The sequence below is a fragment of the Martelella lutilitoris genome (assembly GCF_005924265.1).
Taxonomy (GTDB): domain Bacteria; phylum Pseudomonadota; class Alphaproteobacteria; order Rhizobiales; family Rhizobiaceae; genus Martelella; species Martelella lutilitoris.
Genome location: NZ_VCLB01000008.1, coordinates 25812 through 52113, shown reverse-complemented (window position 1 = coordinate 52113; position 26302 = coordinate 25812). Strand labels below are relative to the sequence as shown.

Annotated in this window: 30 protein-coding genes and 1 tRNA gene; 17 read left to right on the top strand and 14 right to left on the bottom strand. The window is 59.2% G+C overall.

Annotated elements, in window-relative coordinates:
- Positions 1 to 102 precede the first annotated feature (102 nt).
- From FF124_RS14925 to FF124_RS14905, 5 genes are all read left to right on the top strand, one after another.
- On the top strand, positions 103 to 933 hold the full coding sequence (locus FF124_RS14925) for a UDP-2,3-diacylglucosamine diphosphatase (RefSeq protein ID WP_138749287.1): 831 nt from the start codon (positions 103 to 105) through the stop codon (positions 931 to 933).
- A 374-nt stretch (positions 934 to 1307) separates the two neighbouring features.
- Complete coding sequence (locus FF124_RS14920) at positions 1308 to 2468, top strand: ABC transporter permease (protein WP_138749286.1); 1161 nt, start codon at positions 1308 to 1310, stop codon at positions 2466 to 2468.
- Between the two features lie 10 nt (positions 2469 to 2478).
- Positions 2479 to 3297 carry an ABC transporter ATP-binding protein gene (locus tag FF124_RS14915; RefSeq protein WP_425462541.1) on the top strand — a complete coding sequence of 273 codons (819 nt, stop codon included), beginning with the start codon at positions 2479 to 2481 and terminating at the stop codon, positions 3295 to 3297.
- A gap of 9 nt (positions 3298 to 3306) precedes the next feature.
- Entirely contained in the window at positions 3307 to 4677 is a 1371-nt protein-coding gene (locus FF124_RS14910; protein ID WP_138749284.1) for an MlaD family protein, read from the top strand.
- A 149-nt stretch (positions 4678 to 4826) separates the two neighbouring features.
- A complete protein-coding gene (locus FF124_RS14905) occupies positions 4827 to 5453 on the top strand; it encodes an ABC-type transport auxiliary lipoprotein family protein (protein ID WP_138749283.1) in 627 nt (208 codons plus the stop codon).
- A gap of 23 nt (positions 5454 to 5476) precedes the next feature.
- On the opposite strand, the gene FF124_RS14900 is transcribed toward FF124_RS14905, so the two are convergent.
- The 7 genes from FF124_RS14900 to FF124_RS14870 form a co-directional block, all read right to left on the bottom strand.
- Entirely contained in the window at positions 5477 to 6535 is a 1059-nt protein-coding gene (locus tag FF124_RS14900) for an NADH:ubiquinone reductase (Na(+)-transporting) subunit F (protein ID WP_138749282.1), read from the bottom strand.
- A gap of 85 nt (positions 6536 to 6620) precedes the next feature.
- Entirely contained in the window at positions 6621 to 6992 is a 372-nt protein-coding gene (locus FF124_RS14895; protein WP_138749281.1) for a phenol hydroxylase subunit P4, read from the bottom strand.
- Positions 6993 to 7066: 74 nt separating this feature from the next.
- Positions 7067 to 8581 carry an aromatic/alkene/methane monooxygenase hydroxylase/oxygenase subunit alpha gene (locus FF124_RS14890; protein WP_138749280.1) on the bottom strand — a complete coding sequence of 505 codons (1515 nt, stop codon included), beginning with the start codon at positions 8579 to 8581 and terminating at the stop codon, positions 7067 to 7069.
- A gap of 16 nt (positions 8582 to 8597) precedes the next feature.
- A complete protein-coding gene (locus FF124_RS14885) occupies positions 8598 to 8870 on the bottom strand; it encodes an MmoB/DmpM family protein (RefSeq protein WP_138749279.1) in 273 nt (90 codons plus the stop codon).
- Positions 8871 to 8882: 12 nt separating this feature from the next.
- The gene (locus FF124_RS14880; protein WP_138749278.1) at positions 8883 to 9881 is read right to left on the bottom strand and encodes an aromatic/alkene monooxygenase hydroxylase subunit beta; all 999 of its coding nucleotides are present in this window, start codon (positions 9879 to 9881) and stop codon (positions 8883 to 8885) included.
- Between the two features lie 44 nt (positions 9882 to 9925).
- Positions 9926 to 10321: a phenol hydroxylase subunit gene (locus FF124_RS14875; protein ID WP_187326960.1), complete on the bottom strand. Its 396-nt coding sequence runs from the start codon at positions 10319 to 10321 to the stop codon at positions 9926 to 9928.
- A 421-nt stretch (positions 10322 to 10742) separates the two neighbouring features.
- Positions 10743 to 12167: a sensor domain-containing diguanylate cyclase gene (locus FF124_RS14870; RefSeq protein WP_138749276.1), complete on the bottom strand. Its 1425-nt coding sequence runs from the start codon at positions 12165 to 12167 to the stop codon at positions 10743 to 10745.
- 333 nt (positions 12168 to 12500) lie between these two features.
- On the opposite strand from FF124_RS14870, the gene FF124_RS14865 reads away from it, so the two are divergent.
- The 4 genes from FF124_RS14865 to FF124_RS14850 all read left to right on the top strand — a co-directional run bounded on the left by FF124_RS14865 (position 12501) and on the right by FF124_RS14850 (position 14799).
- Positions 12501 to 13001: a DUF1131 family protein gene (locus tag FF124_RS14865; protein WP_187326959.1), complete on the top strand. Its 501-nt coding sequence runs from the start codon at positions 12501 to 12503 to the stop codon at positions 12999 to 13001.
- A 112-nt stretch (positions 13002 to 13113) separates the two neighbouring features.
- On the top strand, positions 13114 to 13419 hold the full coding sequence (locus FF124_RS14860) for an ETC complex I subunit (protein ID WP_138749274.1): 306 nt from the start codon (positions 13114 to 13116) through the stop codon (positions 13417 to 13419).
- A 180-nt stretch (positions 13420 to 13599) separates the two neighbouring features.
- Positions 13600 to 13676, top strand: a tRNA-Arg gene (locus tag FF124_RS14855).
- A gap of 283 nt (positions 13677 to 13959) precedes the next feature.
- Complete coding sequence (locus FF124_RS14850; RefSeq protein WP_138749273.1) at positions 13960 to 14799, top strand: hypothetical protein; 840 nt, start codon at positions 13960 to 13962, stop codon at positions 14797 to 14799.
- Positions 14800 to 14821: 22 nt separating this feature from the next.
- Here the strand turns inward: FF124_RS14850 and FF124_RS14845 are convergent, their stop codons facing one another.
- From FF124_RS14845 to FF124_RS14820, 7 genes are all read right to left on the bottom strand, one after another.
- A complete protein-coding gene (locus FF124_RS14845) occupies positions 14822 to 16630 on the bottom strand; it encodes a DUF2326 domain-containing protein (protein WP_138749272.1) in 1809 nt (602 codons plus the stop codon).
- A 2-nt stretch (positions 16631 to 16632) separates the two neighbouring features.
- Positions 16633 to 16872, bottom strand: a complete 240-nt coding sequence (locus tag FF124_RS21060) for an ABC-three component system middle component 8 (RefSeq protein ID WP_425462540.1) — start codon at positions 16870 to 16872, stop codon at positions 16633 to 16635.
- Positions 16847 to 17815 carry an ABC-three component system protein gene (locus FF124_RS14840; RefSeq protein WP_187326958.1) on the bottom strand — a complete coding sequence of 323 codons (969 nt, stop codon included), beginning with the start codon at positions 17813 to 17815 and terminating at the stop codon, positions 16847 to 16849. The genes FF124_RS21060 and FF124_RS14840 overlap by 26 nt, the downstream gene beginning before the upstream one ends.
- A gap of 277 nt (positions 17816 to 18092) precedes the next feature.
- Positions 18093 to 19172 (bottom strand): tyrosine-type recombinase/integrase, encoded by a 1080-nt coding sequence (locus FF124_RS14835; RefSeq protein ID WP_138749270.1) that lies wholly within the window; start codon positions 19170 to 19172, stop codon positions 18093 to 18095.
- Positions 19150 to 19392 (bottom strand): hypothetical protein, encoded by a 243-nt coding sequence (locus tag FF124_RS14830; RefSeq protein ID WP_052699918.1) that lies wholly within the window; start codon positions 19390 to 19392, stop codon positions 19150 to 19152. Before FF124_RS14830 ends, FF124_RS14835 begins: the two co-directional genes overlap by 23 nt.
- Before the next feature lie 2 nt (positions 19393 to 19394).
- Entirely contained in the window at positions 19395 to 19937 is a 543-nt protein-coding gene (locus FF124_RS14825; RefSeq protein ID WP_138749269.1) for a hypothetical protein, read from the bottom strand.
- A gap of 483 nt (positions 19938 to 20420) precedes the next feature.
- The gene (locus tag FF124_RS14820) at positions 20421 to 21041 is read right to left on the bottom strand and encodes an XRE family transcriptional regulator (RefSeq protein WP_138749268.1); all 621 of its coding nucleotides are present in this window, start codon (positions 21039 to 21041) and stop codon (positions 20421 to 20423) included.
- A gap of 506 nt (positions 21042 to 21547) precedes the next feature.
- Between FF124_RS14820 and FF124_RS14810 the strand changes: the two genes are divergently transcribed.
- The 8 genes from FF124_RS14810 (at position 21548) to FF124_RS14780 (ending at position 26243) form a co-directional block, all read left to right on the top strand.
- Positions 21548 to 22030, top strand: a complete 483-nt coding sequence (locus FF124_RS14810) for a hypothetical protein (protein WP_138749267.1) — start codon at positions 21548 to 21550, stop codon at positions 22028 to 22030.
- A gap of 1 nt (position 22031) precedes the next feature.
- Entirely contained in the window at positions 22032 to 22601 is a 570-nt protein-coding gene (locus tag FF124_RS14805) for a hypothetical protein (protein ID WP_138749266.1), read from the top strand.
- Positions 22598 to 22879, top strand: a complete 282-nt coding sequence (locus tag FF124_RS20590) for a hypothetical protein (RefSeq protein ID WP_187326956.1) — start codon at positions 22598 to 22600, stop codon at positions 22877 to 22879. The genes FF124_RS14805 and FF124_RS20590 overlap by 4 nt, the downstream gene beginning before the upstream one ends.
- A 25-nt stretch (positions 22880 to 22904) precedes the next feature.
- Positions 22905 to 23738: a YdaU family protein gene (locus FF124_RS14800; protein ID WP_187326955.1), complete on the top strand. Its 834-nt coding sequence runs from the start codon at positions 22905 to 22907 to the stop codon at positions 23736 to 23738.
- Positions 23722 to 24168 (top strand): hypothetical protein, encoded by a 447-nt coding sequence (locus FF124_RS14795; RefSeq protein WP_138749264.1) that lies wholly within the window; start codon positions 23722 to 23724, stop codon positions 24166 to 24168. The genes FF124_RS14800 and FF124_RS14795 overlap by 17 nt, the downstream gene beginning before the upstream one ends.
- Positions 24161 to 24892, top strand: a complete 732-nt coding sequence (locus FF124_RS14790) for a hypothetical protein (protein WP_138749263.1) — start codon at positions 24161 to 24163, stop codon at positions 24890 to 24892. Before FF124_RS14795 ends, FF124_RS14790 begins: the two co-directional genes overlap by 8 nt.
- 38 nt (positions 24893 to 24930) lie before the next feature.
- Positions 24931 to 25524 carry a transcription termination/antitermination protein NusG gene (gene nusG, locus FF124_RS14785; protein WP_187326954.1) on the top strand — a complete coding sequence of 198 codons (594 nt, stop codon included), beginning with the start codon at positions 24931 to 24933 and terminating at the stop codon, positions 25522 to 25524.
- A 284-nt stretch (positions 25525 to 25808) separates the two neighbouring features.
- Positions 25809 to 26243: an HNH endonuclease gene (locus FF124_RS14780; RefSeq protein WP_138749261.1), complete on the top strand. Its 435-nt coding sequence runs from the start codon at positions 25809 to 25811 to the stop codon at positions 26241 to 26243.
- Positions 26244 to 26302: the final 59 nt, after the last annotated feature.

The following is a 26302-nucleotide window of genomic DNA, read 5'->3' as shown; positions in this document are numbered from 1 at the left end:
CGCGTCGCGCCGGCCTGTCATCAAGCTGAAATACGACTCGTGTTTTAAGGGTGCCATCCATGGATGCACAGAGGCCGCCGGGGGCTATGGCGGGTTGAGGCGATGGAACCCAGACAGTTCAGAACGCTTTTCATTTCCGACCTTCATTTGGGGTCGAAGGCCGCCAAGGCGGATTTCCTGCTTGATTTCATGCGCCACCACGAGGCCGAGACGATCGTGCTCGTTGGCGACATCATTGACGGCTGGCGGCTGAAGCGCAGCTGGTACTGGCCGCAACCCTTCAACGACGTGATCCAGAAAATGCTGCGCAAGGCCCGCAAGGGCACGCGCATCGTCTATATTCCGGGCAATCACGACGAGTTCCTGCGGGATTTTCCCGGCACCCATTTCGGCGGCGTCGAAGTTGCCGAGCGGATGATTTTCGAGGCCGCCGACGGCAAGAAATACCTCGTCATCCACGGTGACGAATTCGATGTCGTCGTTCGCCATGCGCGCATCGTCGCCTATCTCGGCGATTGGGCCTATGACGCGGCGATCGCCATCAATCAGGTACTGGCGGCCGTGCGCCGCAAGCTCGGCATGCCCTACTGGTCGTTCTCAGCCTGGGCCAAGCTGCAGGTCAAGCATGCGGTCAACTTCATCGGCGAATTCCAGCGCGTGGTCGTGGACGAGGCGCGCAGGAACGAGGTCGACGGGGTTATCTGCGGCCATATCCACCACGCGGTGATGGAGGACATGGACGGCATCCGCTACATCAACACCGGCGACTGGGTGGAAAGCTGCACGGCCGTTGCCGAGCATTTCGACGGCACGTTCGAGCTGATCAACTGGCAGAAGATCGAGGGCGTGGTCGAGGACGATCCGCAGGAGACGGATGCCGAGGACATCGCGCCGCTGATCATGGCCGCCAAAACCAAGGGTCGCGCGGCCTGACAGACCGGGCTCCGCCTCGTTTTCGCCGGGTCCGCAACGCATGCGGCGGGCGAATAATCGGAGTGTCGGGCAACCGGTGTCCTTGATCCGCAGGCTTTGCATGTTCGCGCTTCTAACCTATTAAATCTACGCACCGTGCTTTCTGAACATCGATTCCGATTTTCGGGCCGATGCGCTAGGTCCTTCAAAAGACTTGCAATCTCTTTCCCGTCATGAAAAGCCTAACAAAGGTCATGATCGCGGCCGATCGTCACGATCTCGGGTGATCCTGTTTGTGGTGGTTTGACCCGATCTCCCGGCATCATGGCGAACGAGGCATTTTGCGCCCGGACCGATGCGGCGTCGAACCGGCGCAGAACACTGGATAATTGCATTTGCAGAACGCGGACGAAACGAAAGCCTCCCTGACGGTTACGCCCGGCGACGGCGGAGCGGACACGACCCTTCGACTTGAAGGGTTCTGGACGGTTCGCAATGCGCGCCCGCTGAGCGGCGAGATCGACCAGCTTCGCGGACGGCTGAAGGGGCAGGGCGGCAAGGCTGTCGTCAACCTCTCGGGGCTGGAGCGGCTTGACACTGCCGGCGCCTGGTTGGTGCGCGAGGTACAGGCCGAATGCCGCAATGCCGGGTTTGAGACCGAAGTCACCGGAATGGACGCGCGTGTTTCCGACCTTATGGAGGCGATCCCGGAAACCTTGCCGGAGCCGGAAAAAACGGAAACGCCGCGCCAGAGCCTGCCGGAGATCATTCTCGATCCGCTCGGCAAGTCGGCCGCCATGGGGGCGCGTGACGTCTACCGCGGTGTGGGCTATTTCGGCGCGCTGTTTCTCGGCCTGAAGGCGCTGCTTTCGAAGGGCGGCGGCGTCAACATGGCGGCCATCACGGCGCAGCTCGACCATATGGGCGTGCGGGCCGTGCCGATCATCGCGTTGATGTCGTTCCTCGTCGGCGCCATCATTGCCCAGCAGGGCGCGTTCCAGCTCAGCTATTTCGGCGCTGAACTCTTCGTCGTCGACCTTGTCGGCATCCTGCAGCTGCGCGAAATCGGCGTGCTTTTGACCGCGATCATGATTGCCGGACGTTCCGGCAGCGCGATCACGGCCGAGATCGGGGCCATGCGCATGCGCGAGGAGATCGACGCGCTGAGGGTGATGGGCTTCGATCCGGTATCGGTGCTGGTGTTCCCGCGCATGGTGGCGCTGCTGATCGCGCTGCCGCTTCTGACCATTCTCGCCAATTTCGCGGCTCTTTCGGGGGCTGTCGTGGTGCTCGATCTCTATTCCGGCATCACGCTTGAGACCTTCATGCAGCGTTTTCACGAGGCCGTCGACATGGCGGATGTGATCTCGGGCATGCTGAAGGCCCCGGTCATGGCACTGATCATCGCCATCATCGCGGCCCTTGAAGGCATGAAGGTCGGCGGCAGCGCTGAATCGCTCGGCCAGAAGGTCACGGCCTCGGTGGTGAAGTCGATCTTCGTGGTGATTCTCGCCGATGGCATCTTCGCCATTTTCTACGCAGCGATCGATTATTGAGGAGCGGGCGGTGAGCGGCGAGATCGATAACAGAACCGAGGAAGACCGCGAAACCATTTTGAGCGTGCGCGGTCTGACCGTGGGTTTCGGTGGGCCGACCGTGCTCGAAAACCTGGATCTTGATGTCTATCGCGGCGAGATCCTCGGCTTTGTCGGCGGCTCGGGCACCGGCAAGTCGGTGCTGATGCGCACCGTGCTGCGACTGAACGCGCGTCAGGCCGGGACAATCTCGATCTTCGGCAGGGATTTCGACAATCTGAGTTATGAGGACAGGCTGGCCGTCGATATGCGCGTCGGCGTCCTGTTCCAGCAGGGCGCTCTGTTTTCCGGCCTCACCGTTCTTGAAAACGTGCAGGTACCGATGCGCGAGTATCTCGATCTGCCCAAGGCTATGATGGACGATCTCGCCCGGCTGAAGATCGAGCTGGTGGGCTTAAGGCCCGAGGCGGCGGAGCGTTATCCGGCGGAGCTTTCCGGCGGCATGATCAAGCGCGCGGCGCTTGCCCGGGCGCTGGCGCTCGACCCGGACCTGGTGTTTCTGGACGAGCCGACCTCGGGTCTCGACCCGATCGGCGCGGCCGAGTTCGACGAACTGATCGGCCGGCTGCGTGACACGCTCGGTCTTACGGTCTATATGGTGACTCACGACCTCGACAGCCTGCACGCCGTATGTGACAGGATTGCGGTGCTCGGAAAGAAGAAGGTGCTGGTCGAGGGAACGCTCGATAAGATGCTCGCCTTCGATGACCCTTGGGTCCAGAGTTATTTCAGGGGCAAGAGGTCCCGCGCTATTTTCGAAAACGCCGCAGATGGCCAACAACAGCGTTGACGGGCAGGCATGGAAACCAAAGCAAACTATACCATTGTCGGTTTTTTCGTACTGCTGGTGCTGGCCTCGGCCGCCGGCTTCGTCTTCTGGCTGCAGGAATATGGCCGGCAGGGACCGATCGCGGAGCTGATCGTGCGCATTCCAGGCTCGGCCAACGGGCTGTCCGTCGGTTCCGCCGTCCGCTTCAACGGTATCCAGGTCGGCTCGATCAAGGCCCTGGAAATTGACCCGGAGGACCCGCGCTTCACCATTGCCCGCACCACGGTGAAGGCAGACACTCCGGTTCACGACAGCACCACGGCCAAGCTCGAACTGCAGGGCCTGACGGGGACCGGCTATATCGAACTGGCCGCCAACGGCCAGGATGGCCCGAACATCCTTCAGGAGGCGCTGAAGAACGACAAGCCTGCCGAACTGACGGCGGACAAGTCGAGCCTTTCCAACCTGCTGACGACCGCCGACAGGATCATGAAACGGATCGATTCGACGGCGAGCGATGTTCAGACCCTGGTCGAGGACATATCCCCGACGCTGACCAAGACGGTGAGCAATGTCGAGACGTTCACCGGCGCGCTTGCCGACAATTCCGACGAAATCGGCGATTTCCTCGAGACCGTCGGCAAATTGTCGCGCACCGTCGACAGCCTCTCCGGCAGGCTTGAGACCACGGTCGATTCGCTCGACAAGGTGATCAAGGCTGTCAATCCCGACGAGGTTGCGAGCATCATCAACAATGCCAACACGATCACCGCAAATGTCGCCGTCGCCTCGAAAGACCTCGACAACGTGATCGCCAAGTTCGCCGAGGCGGTGGAAAGCTACAGCACCTTTGGCGATCAGGCCTTTGATGTGTTCAAGAAGGTCGACACGATCGTTTCGGCGATCGATGCCGAGAAGGTCGGAACTTCGGTTGACGACCTTTCCGTGGTCATGGCCGACGCCAAGGAGGCGGTCGCATCGATCCGCGATGTCGCCGACAGCGTCAATTCCAAGACGCAGAACATCGACACGGCGATCGACAATATCAGCGAGCTTTCCGTCAAGCTCAATGAAGCGTCTTCGCGCGTCAATGACGTGCTGGTGAAGGTCGATAATCTTCTGGGGTCCGACAATGTCGAATCGCTGTCCGATCAGGCCCGCCAGACCCTGACAGCAGTGCAGGAGGCAGCCGAAACGCTGAATGCCCGCATCGGTCCGATCACGGCCAACCTCGAGAACTTCTCGGGCTCCGGGCTGCGCGATGTCCGCGCGTTGGTTTCCGATACCCGCCGGACGGTCGACAGTCTCAACCGCACGATCAATTCCATCAGCAACGATCCGCAGCAATTCATCTTTGGTTCGGACAATATGAAGACCTATGACGGTCGCAACCGCTACTGAGGTTCAAAGCCTGGTTGCAGCGACCTGAAGGACGTGCGCGGAAAGCGCAGCGAGGCGCGAGAAAGTCGCTTGCAGGACCTTTGCAATCCGGCCCTGATGCCTTACTTCATTGAATTGAATGGATTAGTAGTCCCAGGAAGGACGCAAGCATGTTTTTTGCCGCGAGAGAGAAAGCCGGAGCGCTGATACGACCGCTTGTCGCGCTTGGTCTCCTAGCGGCCGGCCTCAGCGGCTGCGCGCTTCGTCCGCCAAGCGACACCTTCGACCTGACGGCAAAAGCCGCGACCGAGGTGACGAGCAACCGTGCGCGCACGGCCCGGCTCCAGCTTCTGGTACCAACGCCCTCGGCCATCCAGGTGCTCGACAATCGCGGCATCGTGGTCAGGCTTTCCGGTTCCGAGCTTCGTTATCTGGCAAATGCCCAGTGGAGCGATCTTCTGCCGGCCGTGGTTCAGGCGCGGCTCGTTGCGGGGCTGGAGAACACCGGCCTCTTCGGCGGCGTTGGCATGCCGGGGCAGGGGCTTGCGATCGACTATCAGGTGGTCGTGGAAATCCGCGAATTCGCGATCGACGCGGCGGGGCCGGGTACGGCGGATGTCGAACTCTCGGTCAAGCTGCTCGATGACCGCACCGGCGTCGTCAGGGCGCAGCGCCTGTTTGAAAGCAGCGTCGGCGTCAACTCGTCTGCGTCGAGCGGCGTTCTCGTCGCCGCCCTCGACAAGGCATTTGCCGATGTCCAGGCTGAAATGGTCAGCTGGATCGCCGCAACGCTCTGATTTCCGCCTCTCGTTTCGCGCTCTCAGATGCGGCGGAAGACCGGGCTTTTGATCTTGTCCTCGTCGGCCGCCGTCAGGAACTTCTCGGTGAAAATGCCTTCCTCGAAAAGGAAGCCGCGCATGAGCGTGCGGATTGTCGCCTCGATCATCGGCGGCGGACCGCAGAGATATGCGGTCATGTCGGCAAAACCGTCGGGAAAGGCGCGCTGCAGCGCCTCGTGGATAAAGCCGGTTTCCCCGGCCCAGCCGTCGTTGGGGTCGGGTTCGGACAGTGCCGGAATGTAATGGAAATTGGCGTGTTCGGCGGCGAGCCGTTCGAACAGGTCGCGGTAGTAAAGATCCTTCAGTCCGCGCGCGCCCTGAAACAGGTAGACAGGCTCGTCCCACCCATTTTCGAGAAGATCGAGCACCATGGATTTCGGGCTCGAAAGCCCGCTGCCGCCGCCGACGAAGATCTGCGTCCCGCCCCGTGATCGACGCGTGAAGAACTGGCCGTAAGGACCTGTAAAGGAAAGGTGATCGCCCTCTTTCAGGGACTCGTGCAGAAGCGGCGTCGCCTTTCCGCCCGGCACCTTGCGCACGTTGAGCTCGATCATCGCGCCGTCCTTCGGGCTTGAGGCGATCGAGAAGGCGCGCGGTCCTTCCACCCCCGGCACGGTCAGATTGATATACTGGCCAGGCTGGAAGCGGATCGGGTCGCCGTCGATCGTGAGCCAGATGCCCTTGATGTCGGGGGTGAGATCGGCAATCTTGGTCACCGTCGCGCTGAAATCGCGGATCGGAATGTGTTCGGCGTCCTCGTCCTCGTCGATCTCCGCCTCGATCACCACGTCTTCCGTCAGCCGCGCGCAGCAGGCAAGCGTCTTGCCGTCCTCGCGCTCGAAATCCATGAGCGCGAAGGAGGAGGCGTCGGCATGGTCGACCTCACCCTCCAGCACGTCGACCTTGCAGGTTCCGCAAAGCCCGTGGCCACAGGCATGCGGCAACCAGATGCCCTGCCTGAGACAGGCATCGAGAATGGTCTGGTCCTCGCGGACCTCGATGGTTTCGCCGATCGGCTCGACGGTCAGTCTGAAGGCCATGGGGCGCCTCCCTCAAATTCTTCGGGAGAACACCCCGGTTTCGCCGGAAGTGCTCTCCATGCGCGATTGCCTTTGAACGACCGTCCTAGACGGTCGCAACGCCGCCGACGCCGGAAAGGCCCGGCGTCCAGAAACGGATCAGCGACTTGTGGCCGATCCCGTTGTCTGCGAGCGATTTTTCCGGGTCGGGATGGGCCTCCTTGCCGTCGATCGTCCAGCGCACCGCGCTCCAGTCGATCTTCTCGAAATCGGGATGCATGCCGTAATAGGTCGGCAGGATCTGGCTGAGGATCGCGCCGAAAGGCATGGCAGGCGGCAGCGGGAAGGCGATTGCCGCGCAGAACATCAGGTGTTCTTCCCAGTGGATATAGACAAGCTGGTTGCCGTGGAAATTCTCCAGCCGGTCGCGAATTTCGACCTTCTCGGCATAATCGGGATCAAGAGCGACAACGCCCATGGTTTCCTCCATCGAAAAAGAAATGAAGCCGGGCCCGGCGCGTGCGGCGTGCCGGGCGGTTGCGGCGTGCCGGCCTATTCGGCCGCCACCCTGGCACGTTCGTTCTGCCACTCCTCCCAGAGCTTCTGGTCGGGGGAGACAGACTGGTCCATGTTGTCGGCGCCGACATTGATGTTGTACCACTTCAGCACATCGCCGAGATCGGCTCCGCCGCAATGGCCCTGGAAGATCTGGTGCACGGGCAGCCAGGCCTGGGCGTATTTCTCCGGCTCATGGTCAAAGATGTCCTTGCAGCCGTCCGAGCAGAAGTGGTAGCGCTCGCCCTTGTAGGTGCTCTCGCGGAACGAGATCGTGTTCGGGTCGCCTGGTTCTGTATAGCCCATGGGGATCTGGCAGCAGTTGCAGAGCTGCGGCAGGGCATTGTTGTAGAAGCGCTTGCCGTCCGCCTCCATCTTCCGCCACTGCTCGTAACGCGGGCGATAATACTTGTCGAAGCTGTCCGGATATTTCTCCGAAAGCCAGCCCATCTCCTCCGCGTCCGGCAGCCAGGTGTGAAAGGCTGCGGCCTGGGTGTAGTTGTAGAAGATCGACCAGTTCTGGTGCGAGAGGTGATCGGCTTCCGCGGTCGCCTGCTCGTGATATTTGGGCGGACGCAGGCCGTAGCGGGCGAGATCCTCGAACAGCGCGCCGCCTGCCTGGACGAAATAGATTTCCCAGGCCTCCTTCCACGACATGATGCGCTTGGGCAGCATGTAGTCCATCATCATGGCGACGAGGCTCAGCACCTTGTAGCCGCGCCAGAACCACTTATCGACCCAGCGCTGGACGATCGGCAGGTTGTCGGGGTGCTGTTCCAGCAGGAACTTGATCACCTCGATGCCGAGCGTCATGTGCCGGCTTTCGTCCGACTGGGCGGAAAAGCCGAAGGTCACCGTCGCCATGTCGCCATTATAGGCCGCGCCGGACATGAAGGGGACGAAGAGAAGATTGGTCAGCACATATTCAAAGGCGAAGCCGATCGCGATCATGAATTCGAACGGTCCGGCGGTGCGGGCATCGTCGAAGAAGGACTTCGGCACGGACAGGTACCAGACCCGGTCATGCATGTGCGGGAATTCGTGCAGGCCGTCGAAGAACTTGTTGTAGTGCGAGATCGTGTGGATCTGCGTCTGGGCGTGGCGCAGCTCGTCGAGCGACTGCATCTGCGCGGCGATGCGCGGGCCGACGCCCGGCAGCTGCCGGCCGGCATGGGCGAAGCCGCGATGAGCCTGGTATTCGAGCGGCGAGACGCCGGTCAGGAACAGCTTCACGGCATTCAGATAGCGCGCCTCAGAAAGGCCGAGCTGGCCGTTGTTCTGAGCGAAGCTGTCGAGAACGGCGTAGAGCTTGCGCTCTTTTTCCGACTGGAATTTCCAGTAGGCGTCCATGGTGAGGCGGAAGGGATCCTGCCACTTGTCCCAGTCGCGGATCTTGATTCCCTCGAAGGTCGCTTCGGGGAAGACCTTGTCCATCGGCTGATAGGTGGTCTGCCAGTCGAGGCCGCGGGTGAGAAGCGCATAGCGCTGCTTGAGGCCGAGTTTCTTTGCCATTGTGGTGTTCCCCTTCTCAACGGTTCCAGGAGAGGGCGAAATAATCGTCGTCCTCGTCCAGATTGCCGGCCATGGAAATCATGGTCAGGTGAATTTCCTGCGGATCCCATTCGCGCCCGATCTTTTCAGAAACGGTGGAGGCGCGGATGATGAGGTCGCCGGCGCGGTCGAGCTTCAGCGCGCCGGGCATGGAGAGCGTTTCCACGCCCGGATTGTCCTGCCGGATTGCGTCCGCGATCATCCGGCCGTCATTGGTATCCTGAAGCGTGATCGATACGAGCTGTGCCATGTGGGGTCTCCTTCAGGCGGCAAGGCCGAGGCGACCAGCGCGGCCGTCGAGCTCGGAAACGAGATCGGCAAGCGCCGGCTTTCCGGCGTCGCCCAGAACATGCGCGGCGAGCGGTGCCAGCGCCTCGGCGGTGCGGTCGCGCCAGAAGCGATACCACTCCCCGAGAAGGTGCGTGTTGGCATCGCTCTCCTCGGCGGCCCGTCGGATCACCGCGTCGGCCCAGCGGCTTTGATCGGCAAACCACTCGACCATGAACTCGGTGACCATCGAGACGGCGGTACCGCCGTGCTTCTGGCCTTCCTCGTCGAACACAGTATAGACCAGCGGATAGACGAGGCCGTCGATGGCGAGATATTGCGCCACGAACAGCTCGAACCAGTCCTTGGCCACCAGCGTGTCCTCGACCAGGCGGCGCGTGCCCTGCCAGTAGGGGGCGCTTAGCCATTTCTCCTTGGCCGCGTCGAGCGCCTCGCCCGTGCCGCCGGCCATGTCCATGCCGATCTGTCCGATCAGCTGGGCGATGCCGAGCTGGTCGCCGGCCGCAAACATCGACGGCGCCGTCACCGCCGTGCCGTAACCGCGATCGCAAATTTGCGTGGCATTCATATTGGCGCCCCAGGCGACATGCCTGAGCGGCAGGAGATAATCCTCCACCTTCTGCCGCCATTCCGGCTCGATCCTGTCGAGCAGGCGGCGCTTTTCGACGAAGTCGATATTGTGCTGGGCCGCCTCGCGCATGCCGGAGCGGGAGATGTTGTAGGTGGCGTAGTAGAACTGGCGCGGATCGCGCAGCGCGTACCAGTCGGCCATGACGATGGCCGTGCGACGCGGATCGTAGAGCTCCATGTCCGGCTCCCAGAAGGGCCGGTAGTGGAAATGCGCCGTAGCCTGGACATCGAGCATGCCTTCTTCGTAGCGGCTTGCCGGACGGTCCTCGCCGAAGCGGCGGGCAATATGGCTGAAGGTCTGGCGGCGCGGCGTCAGCTTCAATGTCTTCAGATCGATGGACAAGGGTTCTCCTCCCCGTTTGCCTGATTTTTCGAATGCGTTTGCGCTCAGCCGCGGCCAGCGGGCGCGGCTCGGTAGAGCCCTGCAGTGCGGGCCTTTATGGCTTCGAGCGAAACGATCTCGCCGTTTTCGTCCGGCAGGATTTCCGCCTCGCAACGCTCGCAGAACTCGGCAAAGGCCGCGTCGGGCATCACCAGTTCCACGCTCAGCGTCTCGTCGTTCAGGATGAATTCGAACTCGACGAAGCGGTCGAGCTGCCGGCCGAGCACGCGGACGAAAGCCTTGCCGAGGCGCGGGCCCGATCCGCTGATAAGGCTTCGCTCGCCCTCTGCGACGACGAAGGTATCGAGCGCTGTAAGCGAGCCGCAGCCCCCTTTCGCGCAGGCGCCGCATCCCGTGCAACCGCCGCCGGCGACCGCGAATGAAAGATCCGTGTCTGTCATGTTTCCTCCCATGCGATGACGCCGTCCTCAACAGCTGGCTGTGCTTCTCAAGCGAAAGCCCGCATCGCAGGAAAATAAGAGCGCATCGCGCCCGATCAGTCAACAAAAATATCGTTATTATTTTTTTATATCGTTTTATAGGTATCGATATCGCTATTAATTTTGAATGTCGCTAGGTGGGAGCAGCCTCGATGACACCGTTTTGCCGGACGAGCACTGTGTGAATGGAGGAGAAGCGGCCAGAAAACATGACCGGCCCGGCATCTGTTTCAGGCCTGGCCCGACCTGCAGCGACGACACGGTTCTCCATCGCGAAAAACGATAGATATCAGTGGATTAATAGATATATCCGGAAAAATTGGATCAGGCGGGCGCCGGCATATGCGACACCCGCTCCGGCCGCCGTCGGAGACCGGCCGGTTTATCCGTCGGAGCCGGTCTTGCGCTGGAGGGCGTAGTATTCGCGTTTCTGACGATACATTTCGGCATCCGCGCGCCGAACGGCGGATTCGATCGTCTCGCCCGTCTCGCAGATCGCAATCCCGGCGGAAATGCTGATCGGCGCATCGGCGTAGAACTGGTTGTTGACCTTCAGCACCTTGTGGATTTCCTCGAGCGCCACCTCGGCCGCATCGAAATCCGAACCAGGCATCAGCACGGCGAATTCGTCGCCGCCGATGCGGGCGGCGCAGTTGGGCTGGCAGACCGATTCGTTGAGCACCTCGCCAAGCCTGCGCAGCAGGCTGTCGCCGGCGTCATGGCCCAGCGCGTCATTGGCGTCCTTCAACCCGTTGAGATCGATGATCAGCACGCCGATGGGACGGAAGTTCTTGCGCTCAAGCCGGTTGATCTCCTCGGTGTAGAAGGAGCGGTTGTAGAGCTTGGTCAGAACATCGTGACGGCCGAGATATTCGAGATAGGCTTCCGCCTTCTTGCGCGCGGTGATGTCGGTCAGCGAGACGAGGACCAGCGACCAGTCCTCCTCGTGACCGGGAAAGACGGAAAACTGCAGAAGGACATAGCGTTCGGAACCGTCCAGCGCGTAATTCATCACCTCGTGGGTGTGCAGCAGCCGGCCCTCCCACAGGTCGATCAGCTGTTCGCGGAAATGGTCCTGAACGTCATCGCGGAACACTGCGTGCTGGTTCTGCAGCAGCACCTGCCGGTTCGGTGCGCGGAACATGTCGAGCGTTGCCTGGTTGACGTCGATGACCCGGATTTCGCTCAGGCACTGGCGCACGAATTCCGGGTGCACATCCATGAACACCCTGAGATCGACGATATGGCGGGCGCGCAGATCGTCAAGCATGACCCGGATGCGGGAGAAATCTTCGACCCACAGCGACACCGGCGAATGCTCGAACAGGCCCTTGGCGTAAAGCGACTGGTGGCGCTCGCGCCGATGCGCGTCCTCGCGTTCGGTCACATCCTCGGTCGCCAGGAGAACGTAGTCGAGTGTTTCCTCGTGGCCGGGCATGACCTGACCGCGCAGCTGGACGTCGAGCCTCTTGCCGGACAGCGTGTAGTTGACCGTGTAGCTGGTGAAAGTCTTCTTGCCCTCGAAGAGCTGGGCAAGTTCATCGATATGGGTTTCCAGCATGTCATCGCGAAAGACCGAGGTGATATTCTCGACAAGGTGGCTTGTGTCGCGCGCTTCGAAAAGTTCGAGCGTCTTGCGGTTCACCTTCAGCACGCGGATCGCACTGGCGCATTCGGCGACGCGGGACATGTCGGCGCGCAGAAACGAGACGATATCTGTAACGCCCTCGGCGCGCCATGCGTCGAACAGGGCCTTGACCGCGCTGAAATCCTCGACCCACATGGCAATCGGGGCGAGCTCGAACATCTCATTTTCGAGACAACTATTGTCCAAGGTTCCGCTCATTCTTTTTCAATCGGGCCTTTCTCAGGCGACCAGACAATCTTCTGCGCAGGCAAGGCGCTTTCCGCGTCAAATTGTCAAGGCGTCGATCCTATAGCGATTTCCCCGATCTGCAAAGCGGGAGGGGCGCGCGCCCCCTGGTGATGCCGGCCTTGCGCGGCATCCGCCGTTTTGATGCAGGCATCGCAAAAACAATTCCCGTATTGATTACAGAAGCGTATGATCGGTTTCAATAGAGGGAATTCATATTTGAAGAGCAGAGCAAACCTCCGGACGGCTTTGGTCGCGGTCTTTGTCTTGACCGCAGCCTTGGCGGATGCGGGCGATGCGCCGATCATCGTGACCGAATCGGGGGTTGGCGGTATTGATGGTCGCACGCCCTTTGCCGCAGACGCCGTGGGCCTGGCCTTGCCGGGCTTTGACGTGCGGGCCGAGAAGCACGAAGGCGAGGGCGGTTTCTATTCCGTCTTCATTGCCGCCAGTGCAGGCGTCGATACCATCACGCTTTACGGCGGGGAGACGGTGGTGCGGGCGGATATTGCCGCGCCGGATGCGGTGACCGAGGCCGGCGCGCGCATCGGCGACCTTTTCTCCGACGTTTTTTCCGGCGATGACGAGCGCTATTGCGAACCGGGAATGGAGGTGTTTTCCGGCAAGGCGGTCTGCCTTGCGCCGGGCAGCGCGCAGATCGCCTTGGTCTTCGGCGGATCGTGGGACGGGCCGGACGGCACGTTGCCGGACGCTGCCAAGCTCGCCCGATGGCCTCTTGAAATAATCATCTGGAACGCCGAATTCTGAAGACGCAGGATCGGCAAGACTTGATTTTTATTGCCTGGCGTCGAAAATTACGTCAGAAGGTTTTTCAAATTCGATGCGCCGGGCGGCGCAAGAACAATCGGAGCAGTTTACGATGTCGGCGAAGATCTATCGTCCCGCCAGAACGGCAATGCAGCAGGGCCAGGCCAAGACCCACCAGTGGGTGCTGGAGTTCGACCAGCAGGCGCCGCGCACGATCGATCCCCTGTTCGGCTACACGTCCTCCTCCGATATGCTGCAGCAGGTCAAGCTGCGTTTCGACAGCCAGCAGGAAGCCGAAGACTATGCGCGCCGCCACGGGATTGCCTATCGCGTGATCCAGCCGAAGGAATCCAAGGAGAAGGTCGTTTCCTATTCCGACAATTTCAAGCCGGACCGCGTTCAGCCCTGGACGCATTGACGCGGCTGCCCGGCAGGCTGCATGCGTCGCCGGACCTCTGGCCCGCCGCCGTCTCTTGCGTCAGCGATGCTGATCGCGAAGAACTGAGCCGCGCCAAGGCCTGCTTCCCGCCGAATGCTCTGCCGCAGCTTGTCATTTGCGCCAGGATCAGGCATTCATGCCGCGCGCCGACCCGCAAACGGCCCCTTAGCTCAGCTGGATAGAGCACCGGCCTTCTAAGCCGACGGTCGCAGGTTCGAATCCTGCAGGGGTCGCCAATCTTTTCAAGGGTTTAGGGCATAACTTAAGCGCGATATATAGTCGGTTTACAAGCTGGTTTACAGATTTCGTTTCGCTTGTGTTCTTTTTGTTGGTGTAGCCGCGATCACGTGGGGCCTCTCGTGACAGTGCAGTTAGCCGATGATGCTAAACGAAAATGACGCGAGATGGCGAAACTTTGTAGGATATGCTATTTATTGAGTTTAGCCCTTTCCATTTTGATCGGGGTCGATATGACCAGACCCGCAAGGGCAAACGGTGGGCATGCTGCGGGATTTGATAATGCCTAAATCGGTTGCCTCGAAAAGGTCGACGTGGGTCGCACCAGTGGTGCTGATAGTCGTGTTGGGATTTGCGATTGCTATTTGCGTTTGGTTTCTCAACTGGCTTCAAACACCATTAACTGGCAGTGATTTTCATCAGGTTTGCGGGCAGTTGCCTGAGGGCAGCCTGGCGGCCGATTGTATAGCTTTGCGATCGACGATCGCCACCGAAAGGGCCGCTGTTTCTGCCGAACGGGCGCTATGGGTGTCCTTCGGTTCGATGTTGGTCGGTGTAGCCAGTATATTCGGCCTACTCTTTGTTTGGCTGCAAGGGCGGGGAGCTATCGAGCTGGCAGCTGAAGCGAATCGCATCACTTTAGAAAATGGCCAAGCACAGGCCCGTGCCTATGTTGTGATACAGTCAGTTGAATGTCAGCTCAACCAGCAGGGGCATCTGGTTACCCGAGTAGGATTTCATAATTCTGGGCTTTCTCCCGCACGAGGTGTCCGTTGGCTGTTTCAAGCAAAGCTCAACATTGTACCCGAGGGCCAAGAGCCGCTTTGCCTTGAAATGGGTGCTGAGCCGAATTTGGAAAAATCGCATTGGCGGCAGGATATCTCCGCTGGAGTTTCCTGGGTGTCAAGGCCACACGGTTTGCTCGTTTCAGAGAAATCCGATGTCATCGATACCATAAATGATGCTGTTTTCATCGCAGCAACAATCAAAATCATGGCCGACTATGCGGATGTGTTCGGTGTCAGGCACGATGAGGTTGCCTGCTTTCAAGGTAGGATTGCCTTAGCTGATCAACCTTACTCGAACCTCGATCGTGCACATGACAGCGCCTGCGATGTATAGAGCTAACTTGCTAAGGCCCTAACTAGAATGCAGGGCCACGGAAAAGTCGTCCGTCATTTCCTGTGTCGTCAAGTCGAAGCACTATTTCTGCATCGTCAAACGGTATTGGCCGTCCCAGCTCATCTGTAGGTAGGTCAGATGAGATAGCCGTCAAAATGTACTGAAGTCCACCTTCGCTAATTTCCCGGCGAACTAGGTCAAGGAATGCGCGTTTCTTTCGAGTATCCAGACCTTCAAGAACGCCATCATGATATGTGAACTGGAAGAACCGCTCGCCTCTGTTTGTTCGAAGCAGTGCGAGGTCGAAGAGCGCACAAAGGAGCTTTCTGTAGCTGGTGCCGTCTCCCTGAGCAGAGGTCTCCCCGCGTCGTCCATCTAGGCCAAGGCCAATCTCGTACTCTAGATTTCCAGATGTATTGACCCGAAATGAAAATATGCCCTCCAAAGAGAGAACAGCTCGACAGTACTTATCGAACAGCGCCTGGAAACGCATCAAGCGACTAGAAGAGGCGGAAACCATGTCATTGATTTTATCCACCATTGCATCGCGCTCGCGTTTCTTTTCACGCAGCTTCCGTGCAGCACGGCCGAGTTCCTCGAGCATATCGACGTCGGATTGGTGGCGATCACGGCGTCGGCGCAATTTTGCGAGGCTGTTCTGCAGAGCCTTAAACTTCTCTATAGTGTCATCGCTATCGATAATCACGAGCCGGTTTCTGCGTTCTTCGTCAAGTTTGGAACGCTCCGCACGAATTTCCTCTAGCTGAGTGTTGATTTCTTCCAGGCGCTTTTTCAGGGCGGCCTTCCGTTCCCTAGTGATTCTAGCCCGGAATGACAAAAGAGCCTCGTAACTCTGCCTAAGTTGCCCCGGGAATACGAGTTCGGCCTCTCCAAAAACGTCGTCTATACGATCAAGGTCGAGCCTGTCGCTATGCTCCAACGCCCTACTGATCTGCTCGGCGTCATAACGGGCATTGTAGGCGATCTGGTTGAGTTCAGAGATGCGGGCTTCGATGCCTTCTACCAGCTCCTTTATCAATCGTTGTTCCGTCTCGTCGAACTGGAACCTGTCAAGCTGATCTTCGGTTTCCGTGATCGAACCTTCCAGTGCGGCCAGCTCCGCGCGCACTTTCGGTAGATCTGCATCGCGGAGGTCAACGCGAACCTCAAGACGAGAATGTTCCTTTTCGAGTTCTTGCACTTCCGTATCGAGATTGTACTTTGAGACCAACAAGCCGTGATCGTATCCAAAAAGCTGCCCCACGAACGGCTTCCAATCGCGATCCTTGCCTACGGAGAATTTTTGGAGCTGCAGCTCGTCCTGCCAGTCGTTCTGAGAACGAAGAAAATAAGTGATTGCTTTCCTATATGAATACTCGCCGAGAATAGTCATGGCGAACCATCCATCGAGAATTTGTCGGGCGCGCTCCAGAGTAACCCCGACATGTGACCAAGAGCGCTGAGGATCATCCACGTCGTGCCCGAGCCGCTCTTCTGACCGAATCAGATCAATAATAGTTGGTTCAGCTACTGAGCGCCTGATGCCGACGAAATCATTGGACGCTAAACGCAGCTCCATGAGGAAAACCAATTCCTGGAAGCGATCGACATGTTTTGTAAATAGGCTTCCTTTTCCAGGGTTAGATAGGAAGAGGAAATCTATTACTTCGATTAGCTTAGTCTTCCCGAGATTGTGCGAGTCGCGGCTGTTGTCCTTTGGGCGTCGAACATCACCGAATATAACATTTAATATATCAGATTGTTCGCCTGCATTGAAATCAATGGGCCGAAAGACGTCGGGTTGATTGGAGGTAATGCGCTCAATTTGCATGGCTAAACAACTACATACTCAAAGCTATCGGTTTTCTCACGGTATTCAACGCGTCCTAGCAAGAAAATCACCTCCATAGCTGGAAGGAACGCGAGTTCGGCGTCGGGGCCGGCACGTCGGACTACGAAGTTGCGTAGTTCATCGAAGGTCACTGTGCGCCGGCGGAGCAACTCACCGAGCACGAGCGTGATAACCCGCAATGTGCACGTGTTAGGATCAATATGCTTTTTTGCCCGCAGCATCGACTTCAGCCTCCGACTTTTTTCCAATGTCACAGTTTACGTACATGTAGTGAGTAAGGATCGAAACGAGCTTACGACGACCACGGAGGGCAGGATTCGATTTTTGAACACGTTCTATGATGAAGAGTAAAACATGATCAAAAGTATCGAATCTGGCGCGTTCTACTATTATCTTTTGTTTAAGCTCATCGGCGGAATCGTAGTATCGCTCGGCAAAAGATTGGTTCCTTGGATTTCTTAAGAATGCCTCGAGTCTCTCAAAGTGAGGCATCGAATCTACGCGGATCACTTGAGTGTAGTAGTCTTCGCTTAGGCCATTCAGCGTGTTTTTTTTCTTGATAGGGATTTTTTCAAAATCAGTTGCGCTGTCGAATGCAGACTGTGGGTCGTCCGAGACGTAGTTGTTAAAGGCTTTGACCACCGCTGCCATCTCGCCATCATCAAAATGAAAGGGCAGCGTGTCTGATCTGTTTGGCAGGCTTTCGCGAAGGTCACGCATGGTGTCCAACGCCATCTTTAGCCGCTCGGTCCCGACGATGTGGGCTGAGGTCAGTCCAAGCCTCTCGAGTTCGGCGATGAACTTTTTCTCGGTCCCTCCAGTTAGACGCCGGTTTGTGAAAACGACATAATGATCGCAAAGGCCTTCTTCGATCAGCTTGGATATTTTAGAGTGTTCATCCTTCAGTAACCGTTCGAACTCTTTGTCTGAGCAAGACCGACCGTCGACTGAAGTATGTTTCGCCTGCGCGACAACATGCCCTACAAGTGGTTCGGATTCGCTTGGAAAGGTATTCGCTGTTCCGAAGAATTTTCCGTCTCTCCCGCCGTCCCTGCCAGGCGCGAACGTTGTGAAACCTTCACCAAGCCAGGAAATGCATATACGGCCACAGAGCTCTTCAAACTCTGAATACGACAGTTCATGTAGACGGTAGCTTCTTGGCAACAGAGTCATTTTTCGGGCGGCCCTTCACGCCTCGTTCGAAATGGTCGAGGTCAATTTTAGCCTGTTATCGAAGGGTTGCCCACATTTTACAACCCTCACAGGCGCTGTTTGGCTTTCGCGAATGTGTTTTCTGCGCGTCTTCTCTAAATCTCAGTTCGCCCTTGAAGCGGCGCAGCCGGCGGGTGCGCTCTTCCCAAAAACACTATCGCACGCAGCCCGCCTTTGCTGCCGAACTGGCCATTGCCTGAAAGTGTAGGTCACGAGGTGTTAACAAGTTCTACTTGATGAGAGCCGTGCTATTTTTCTCCATCCTTAGTATTACCGCATCGCTCGCCTGTTGGTCATCGGCAAGATAGTGCTTCTCGAGCACCGACCGGACCTCCGAGATTGTGTGGCCGGAAATGCTGGCGATTTGTTCGACGGTGGAGCCTTCCCGGCGGCGGGCGGTGATGAAGGTGCCGCGCAGGTCGTGGAAGGTGACGCCCTCGATGCCGAGGCGGGCCATTTCCTTTCGCCATGAGGTTTGGAAGCCGTCTTGCGTCCAGGGACGGCCGCGACTGTTTGTCAGGATGCTGGCTGAGCGGACCTTGCGATCTTCAGCGGCTTGTTTGAGCTGGTCGATCAGGGCTTTCAGGTCCCTGTGCAGTCTGACCTTGACGCGTTTGCCGGTTTTGCCCTGTCTCAGCGACAGGTGGGTGCCGTCGTATTGCGGCCATTTCAGCGCGAGGATATCGCCCTGGCGCTGGCCGGTGTAGACGGCTACCTCCATGGCCGCGACGATGTGCGGCTTTCCCTCTTTGCGAACCTTGTCGATCATGGCGTCGGTCCAGATGAATTCCCGTCTTGAGCCGCGATAGAGCCGGTCTATGCCGGTGCAGGGGTTCTTTTCGATGTACTCGTGCTTGATCGCATAGGAAAAAACCTTGGAGAGCGCGAACAGGAGCTTGTCCGCCTTCCGAGGGTTTTTCGCAAATGATCGGTGCCAGTCCCTGATATCGCGTTTCATGCCGCGCTGCTGGGTGAGGCGCGCGGGCAGGCGGGGCCAGCGCTGCCGAATGAGTCGGAACGCATACAGGTAATCGCGCTGGGTTGACGCGGACAGCGCAAGAAAGTCGGGATTCGGCTTCTTCTCCGAGCCGGTGAACAGGTCGATCAGGCCTTCGAGTGTCAGGACGCCATCGGTCGATGCGGTCAGCATGTGCTGCCGATATTCGGCGATGAAGGCGTCCTTTTCTGTTTTTGGATCCGCGTGGATGCGCGGGCCGCCGCGCCATGCGTAGTAATAATAAACGATCTTTCCTCTGGCCAGTTTCTTCCTGACCTTGTGCACGCCTTTAAGCTCTGTCACGACGTGCATCCTTCTCCCTCCACGCGAAATAGTCATCCAGACTATTCAGATTTTCCGGCTGAGACCGGTCGACCAGATCGTCTTCCGAATTATTCCCGTTATCTCCGTTGATGACAACCGTGCCATCGGGGCGAACGCTGACGGTGCGGACATCAATGCCGGCGGCTTTGACGGCCATGATGGCGCGCTTAACGGCGTCCAGTGTGAATGGAATGGTTCGGCGTCCCATGGCTATCTTTTCCTCCATGCGTCAAAGTCTTTGACCATCTCGCGCCAGCGCGCGGCGGCTTCGTTGCTTGTGTTCAGCTCGGTTCGGCTTGAAATGGCGAGGACCGAGCGCACGCGCGCGGCGACGCGATCATCTGTCAGCGGGCGGGCGAGGGCGTGTCGGGCTTCCATGAACGCCTTGAAGGCCGGTTCGCTGCATTTCATGGCGCATTCGGCGGCATAGTTCTTTGCCGGCCTGCCTCCTCGTGCCTCCAGCTCCATCTGCAAGCGTTCGATTTCAGTCCGACGCCTTCGATCGAGCTTGGCCGCTGCGTCAATCATGCGGATCAGGTCGGCCGGTATCTCGACATGCTTGAGCAGCAATTCACGGTTGGACGCTGGGCAGGCCTGGAAAACGGTGCTGATACTCTCCGCGTCAGAGGCATCCATGCCGTCAATTTCGATGTGAAGACCTTCTCTGTCAGTGGCGATCTGCCGTATCGGCGTGGCGCTAGTGACAAGCTCTCGGATGCGAGCGAGGCGTAGTTGAGCTGGTGGTCGGTTCATCTCTATTGCCTAGATGCCGGCGGTTGCGGCCAGCGCAGCTTCATAAGCAGAAAGCTGCCTAGCGGCGAATGCGAGTAGGAGTATGCTCAACACCGCAACGGCGATGATTCCTGAACGCCGCAAGTACGCACAATCCGTGCTGGTCATTGGGTGCCCTTTCTGAACGATGAGCCGGTGCTCGATCACTCTGCCGTTTTCCACGCTACTCTCCTTCCGCCGTCTGAGCGCTGCTCCCGGAAATGATGAGCGGTGTTGCAGTGCTCATGGTTCGAGAGCGCCCCCTTTGGTCGGAAGAATAGTGCGGGGAATGTACCGCTGTCAATAAAAAGGGCGGGGAATGTACCGCATTATGTTTTGCCGTGCGGGACATGGCCGGCCGTTCGTCGGGCGGGTAGGCAAAATAAAACCCGCTCTGGGCGGGGCGTTGTGTGTTGTGATTTGAAGGGCGCGGGGCTTCTAACGCTGGGATGTCATCATTCTGCTCTACGCAGGAAAATCAAATACCGTGCGCTTCACGCGCCCGATGACATTCAGTGGTCCGCGCGGGAAGATGATCTCGTGAGACTTGTTGCTTGACTGCGGTTCCAGTCGGTCTGGATCCTTCCGGTACCGCTTGTACGTTGCTTCGCCATCCTCTGTGCAAACAACATAAAAGCCACCGTCTATAATGTTCTTGTCTGAGCGGTTGACGAAGATGATCGAGCCGGGTGGGGAGTAGTCGTCCATGGAGTCGCCTTCTACACGAAGGGCAATCCAGTCCCCGCCCTGCAGTCCCTGGGCGGGAATATGCTCACATTCGTCGTAGCTTGTGTTTCCGTTTGGTTCGGCCAATTGCCCGGCGCTGACAAATGATAATAGCGGCACCATCGTTATATTCTGCTCGGGCTCGCCGTTTCCGTAAGCGAGCCAGCCGGGGCTGACGCCTAGTGCGTTGGCTACAGCCTGAAGGGAATCCAGTCTGGGTAGGGCGGCTTTCTTGCCTCCCCACTGTCTGATCAGATCAGGGCCGTTGCCGCTTTCCAGGGAGATGGCGCGCATCGATGTCCCGCGCTTTTCGGCGATCTGTCTGATGCGTTTCAAAATCTGATCTGTCAAATCTGGCATGCGGTAAATATCCCACACACTTGAGGAATGTCATAGCGGGACATGTAACTTGACAATGAGGTACATGCCCCGCATATTTCGCGCCATGGATACGATGGCGAGCTTCTTTTCTTTGGTAGAGCGGTTTTGTGAAGCGGAGCGGATCGCAGAGGCGACGCTTTCGTCAAGACTCTTCAATGACGGGAAGCGAATTGCTGCACTCAGAAGCGGCAGAGACATCGGCGTTTTGCGCCTCGCGCGCGCCGTCGCTTGGCTCTCGGAGCATTGGCCTGACCGTGCAGAGTGGCCGAACGGGACAGCAAGGCCTGAAAAGCCGCAGGGAGATGCTGCGCGATGAGCAGTTTCTTTGCCTTTCCTCTGGCCGGCCACCGGCATTCATGCATCCCCTCGCCAGTCTTTGAATTTCATGCGCTCCGACACAACGACGGTGCCTTTTTGATAGCACCACGATCGGTCGGCCGCCGTGAATGCTTCCCCCAATATAATTCTCACAACGAGGTGCAGTGATGCAGCGTTTGCTGGCGCAGAAGGCTGTCGATGGCCTGCGCGAGGCTTCCCGCCGTTCGGTCGTGCAGGGCGGCGGGCCGGAGCGATTTCAATATGTGACGCGGGTGACGCAGGGGCAGCTTTCCAAATGCTGGACCCATGACCCCAGCCGGAAGACCCAGCATGTGATGGCGATCGACATTGCCGTCGAGGCCGACATGGAGGCCGGCGCGCCGGTGATCGTCGGCGAGATGGCACGGATTCTCGGTTATCGGCTCGTGCGCGATGACGGGGCCGACAGCGCCGGCGGCGGGCTGGGCATAGCCGATATCGGCGCGTTTCAGGATGCTTTTCACGCGCTGTCGCAGTCCATGATCCAGGCCGTTGCCGACGGCAAGGTCGATCCGCGCGAAGCGGCGGACATCCTCGAAAAATACGCGAACTTCATGCGGGTTGCCCACGCCGTGGAGAGCAAGACGCATGGCTGCGAAGGCGAGGTCTGACATGACCAACGAAACGCAAAACACGCGATACGCCAGCCGCTGCCGGATCACTTCGGTGTGCGGCTTTTCCTTTTGCAGCCGCTGCGGCGGCAATGATTACGACGACAGGCCCTTTGCCTGCGTCGACCTGACAACGACGGAAGGCTCTGAAGCGATGGCGACACGAAAGACGAAAACGGCAACGACGGCGGCCAAGCGGGCGGAACCGCCGCCGCAGATGCAGCGCGAGGACCGACGCATCGTCGCCGACAAGATTGCCGATGTCTATGACGACGAGGGCTATATCGCGCCGTGGACGGATGAACGCGTGGCGCAGGATCTTGGCGTGCCGCGCGCATGGGTCGCGGAGGTCCGTGATTTCATGTTCGGGCCTGCCAACGAAAACCCGCAGCTCGCCGAATACCGGCGCGTCCACTCCGAATGGAAGGCTGACTACGAAAAACTCCGCTCCGAGCTGGCGGCCCAAAAGGCGGAAAGCAAGCGGCTCCATAACACGGCGCTCGATCTGCAGCGCCGTGCCGAGGAAATCGGCGTTCAGCAGAACCGGATCGTTCGGGAGTGCAAGCTGTGAGCGCGGTGAGGATTACCCGGATTCGTTGCCCGCATTGTGCGGGGCAGGGCTATCTGGCCGGCGATCGTCGTCGTTGCCCGGTGTGCTGCGGCAATGAACGGATCTCGGCCGACGATGCCCGTGCCTATGCCATCGCGCAACGGCGCATGTCGGACGCCAATGGCACCGGCGAACTGTCCTGGCCACAGAAGCGGAAATGCGCGGCGATTGCCGAGGGCATCTATGAGCTGCTGCAGGAACTGCCGCCCTGGCGCGCGCACAGGAGGGCAACGGGATGACCACACGCATGAGGGAGGCTTTGCCATGAGCGAGATGCCGTATGTCCGCTTCTATATGTCTGACTGGCTTTCTGCCACACGCGGCATGAAGGCGGCTGAGATGGGCGTATACTTCACGCTGCTGGCGCTGATGTATGAGCGCGGCGAACCGCTGACCGAGAACCACGAGCGGCTGGCGCGGCAGTGCGGCTGCACGAAAAAGGTGTTTTCCCAGTACCTCGATGTGTTCCTGGATGACGGCAAAATCATCCGGTCGGAGAGCGGTCTCTGGAACCGCCGCGTAGAAAAAGAATTTCAATTTCGCGAAAAAAGTTCGGAAGACAAAAAACAGGCTGCGAAAAAACGCTGGGAAAAAGGCAACGAAAACAATGAGGCGAGCATGCAGGCGCATAGCACCTGCAATGCAGCTGCAATGCTAAAGCCAGAAGCCAGAGTTAAGAAAGAAAGTGTTCCTAAAGGAACACAAAAGAAATCGCCCAAATCGGTTCTCTGCGACGTGCTTTCGCCGGAGGTTGCCGATGCCGTCATCGAACATCGCAAGGCACTGCGGAAAAACCTGACCGTCCGGGCAGCCGAACTGCTCGCACGCCGGTTTGCGCTGATGCCGGATCCGGACGCTGCGGCCGAAACCATGATCGGCCGCGGCTGGCAGGGCTTCGAGCCGGGCTGGATGCAGGAGCGGCAGCAGGGCGCGCCCCGGGCATCGCCCTCCAAGCCGACACGCGGCGACGAAATCAGGGATCACAATCAGCGCGCTCGGGACAGTTTGCGCAAACGGATGGGACAGGACGATGGCAGCGAAGATCGTAAAATTATCGACATCAGCCGGGGAGATTGGAAGGTTGCGCAAGGCTCTTGAGCCGGCGAACGAACGGCAGTCGGATATCATGCTCGATGCGCTGATGGACCGTGGCTTTGCGATCCCCGACAGCGTCAACGCCGACAAAGCCGGGCAGTTCTATGCCGAGGCGATGCGGGGCAAGCCAATCGGCGCGCTTCGCCGGGTGTTCGAGAACCTGCGGCTCGGCCGATATCCGAAATTCCAGTCGTTTCTGCCCAAGCCTGCCGAGCTTTCGGCGCTTGTCGATGCGGCGGCGAAGCATGACCGGGACCTGCTCAGGATCGAGCACGAACAGGCGGAAGCGGCGAAAGAGCGGGAGGCGGAACGGGCGCGGCGGTACCTGACCCCGGAAGAGCGCGAGCGCCGCCGACGCAGGGCAAGAGCCGTGCGGGAGATGATCGGCACTGCGACCGAAGCGCGGAAGGTGGAGGAAAGCGAGGATGACTGAGGCTGAGAACCGCAAGGCCGTGCGCCGCGCCTTCCTGAAGTTCTACCGGCAATGGCCCACCTTCGGCGACGATAGCGACGAACGGGCGTTTGCCGAATGGCAGGCGCTGCAGCCGGAAGAGCGGCAGGCTGCCGATGCCATGCTGCCGGGGTTTCTGGCGTTCGAAGCGATGAACGGCCGCACGGTAAAGTTCGCTGCCAGCACCTATCTGCGCGAAAAGCGCTGGACGGCTGTTCCGGAGGGCATGGAGGGCGCGGGCGGTTCGGTGATTGCCGCGACCTTCGGCAAGGCCTGGATGGCGGAACGCTTTGCCCGGCTTGGCGAACCGTGCGCCCGGCTGCCGGCGCTGACGCGGTTTCAGGAACTGGAGATCGCCGAAGGCCGGGCAGACCGCAAGGCGTTGTGGCGTGAGCGGATGGCCAAGATGGGCTGGACGTCTGTCAACGCCATGAACGATCAGGCCGTCCGCTTTCCCGGCAAAGGCATGCGGGTTTCCGGCGAGATCGCGCTGCTTGGCGCTGACTTCGAGGCAGTGCGGGTCGGCGGCGATCAGTGGGCGGCATGGGAGGCTGAGCATGCGGCGCGCGGCTGGCCGTTTCTGCCGGAGATGGGGCGGGTGGAATGGGTCTATTTCCCGCCTCTTGGGGCCGGAACGCCGGGCGAAGCGCTGGAGACGTTTTTCGGCAAACTGGACAGGGCGAAACAGCTGGAGGCGGCGCAATGACTGAGGCTTGGCATATCGGAGATCGCTTCAAGGGGCATTTGCCCGAGGCCTTTGACCAGCGCATGCGCCGGATCCGGATTGCGCATCGTCCGGCATTGGCGGTGAAGGCCGGGGCGGACGCGCCCTGGATTGTTGCTCGTGTGCATACCGGTCGGGAAATCGATGTGGAAAAAGCGCTGACGGAAGCGGATATCGAGGCGATCGTGCCGGTGCGCAAGGGCAAGGAAAGGCGGCGTCGCAACCGGGTTATTCCACCGCGCGATGAGGTGTTGATGACCGGCTATGTGCTGCTGCGCTGCCGGTATTCGGTCGAGGCGATCAGCGGTCTCTTGAGCTTCGAGCATGTGATTGACGTGCTCGGCGGGTGGGAGAGACCGTTCATGGTCAACCACGAAAAAGTCAGGGATATCATGCAGAAAGCGCATGATGGCCGCTTTGATTATGAACGCGTTTCTCAGGTGAAGGTTGCTGCGGGCGACAAGGTTCGGATTGCGGAAGGTTTGTTTGCAGGGCTGGTTGCCGAGGTCATGACCCCGAACAGCAAGGGCAAGGGCGACGTGGTGGTCGAGGTCGATATGTTCGGTCAGAAGACGCCGACAAATTTACCTCTTGCCATTCTCGAAAAGTTGTGATTCTAATCTGGACAACGGATGACCGGTTCTCAGTGCGGCATTGCTAGCGCGCCCGGTTACCAGCCCTCACGATAGCCGATCGGCAGATGCGATTGAGGGCTAGTGCGTAAGCTATGTCTTCTCCCCATTCGAACAGAGAGTTTGGTACGCATAGGCGTATACTTTAGTTGCATATTTACTTGTATGCACGCGATGCGGTATTATGGATGAAAAGCGGACGGGTGTGTTGCATCCTCATGAAGGGCGGATCGTGAAAGCGATCCGCCTTTTTGTGTTTAGGGCAGATGGTCAAATCCCCGAAATCCTTCAGGCCTGCCGGTGCGCCGACGCGACAGCAACAGCGGCAACGGGCCGATGACCGGCGCGGAAGCGCTGCCAATCGCGGCTATAACCGGCGGTGGTCGAAGGCGCGCGATACGTTTCTGGCGCATCGTCCCTTGTGTCTCGGATGCGAAGCGGTGGGCAAGGTGACGGCCGCCCGCGTTGTCGATCACGTCGATCCGCACCACGGCGATCCGGAGAAGTTCTGGAACACGGCCATGTGGCAACCGTGCTGCAAATGGCACCACGACCATGTGAAGCAGCGGCTCGAGGTCATGTACGAGCGCGGTCAGATCGGCATCGAAAGCCTCTGGCTGAACAGCGATCGCGCCAGGGCGATCACCCTGGGCCTGATGGCTGGGCTTGCCGAAGAGGCAGGGGGTGGGTCTGGTTCTTGAAGGCTGATGGCGTGGACCGGCGGCCTAATGAGGAAAATTCCGGCGCGATATTTTTGGCG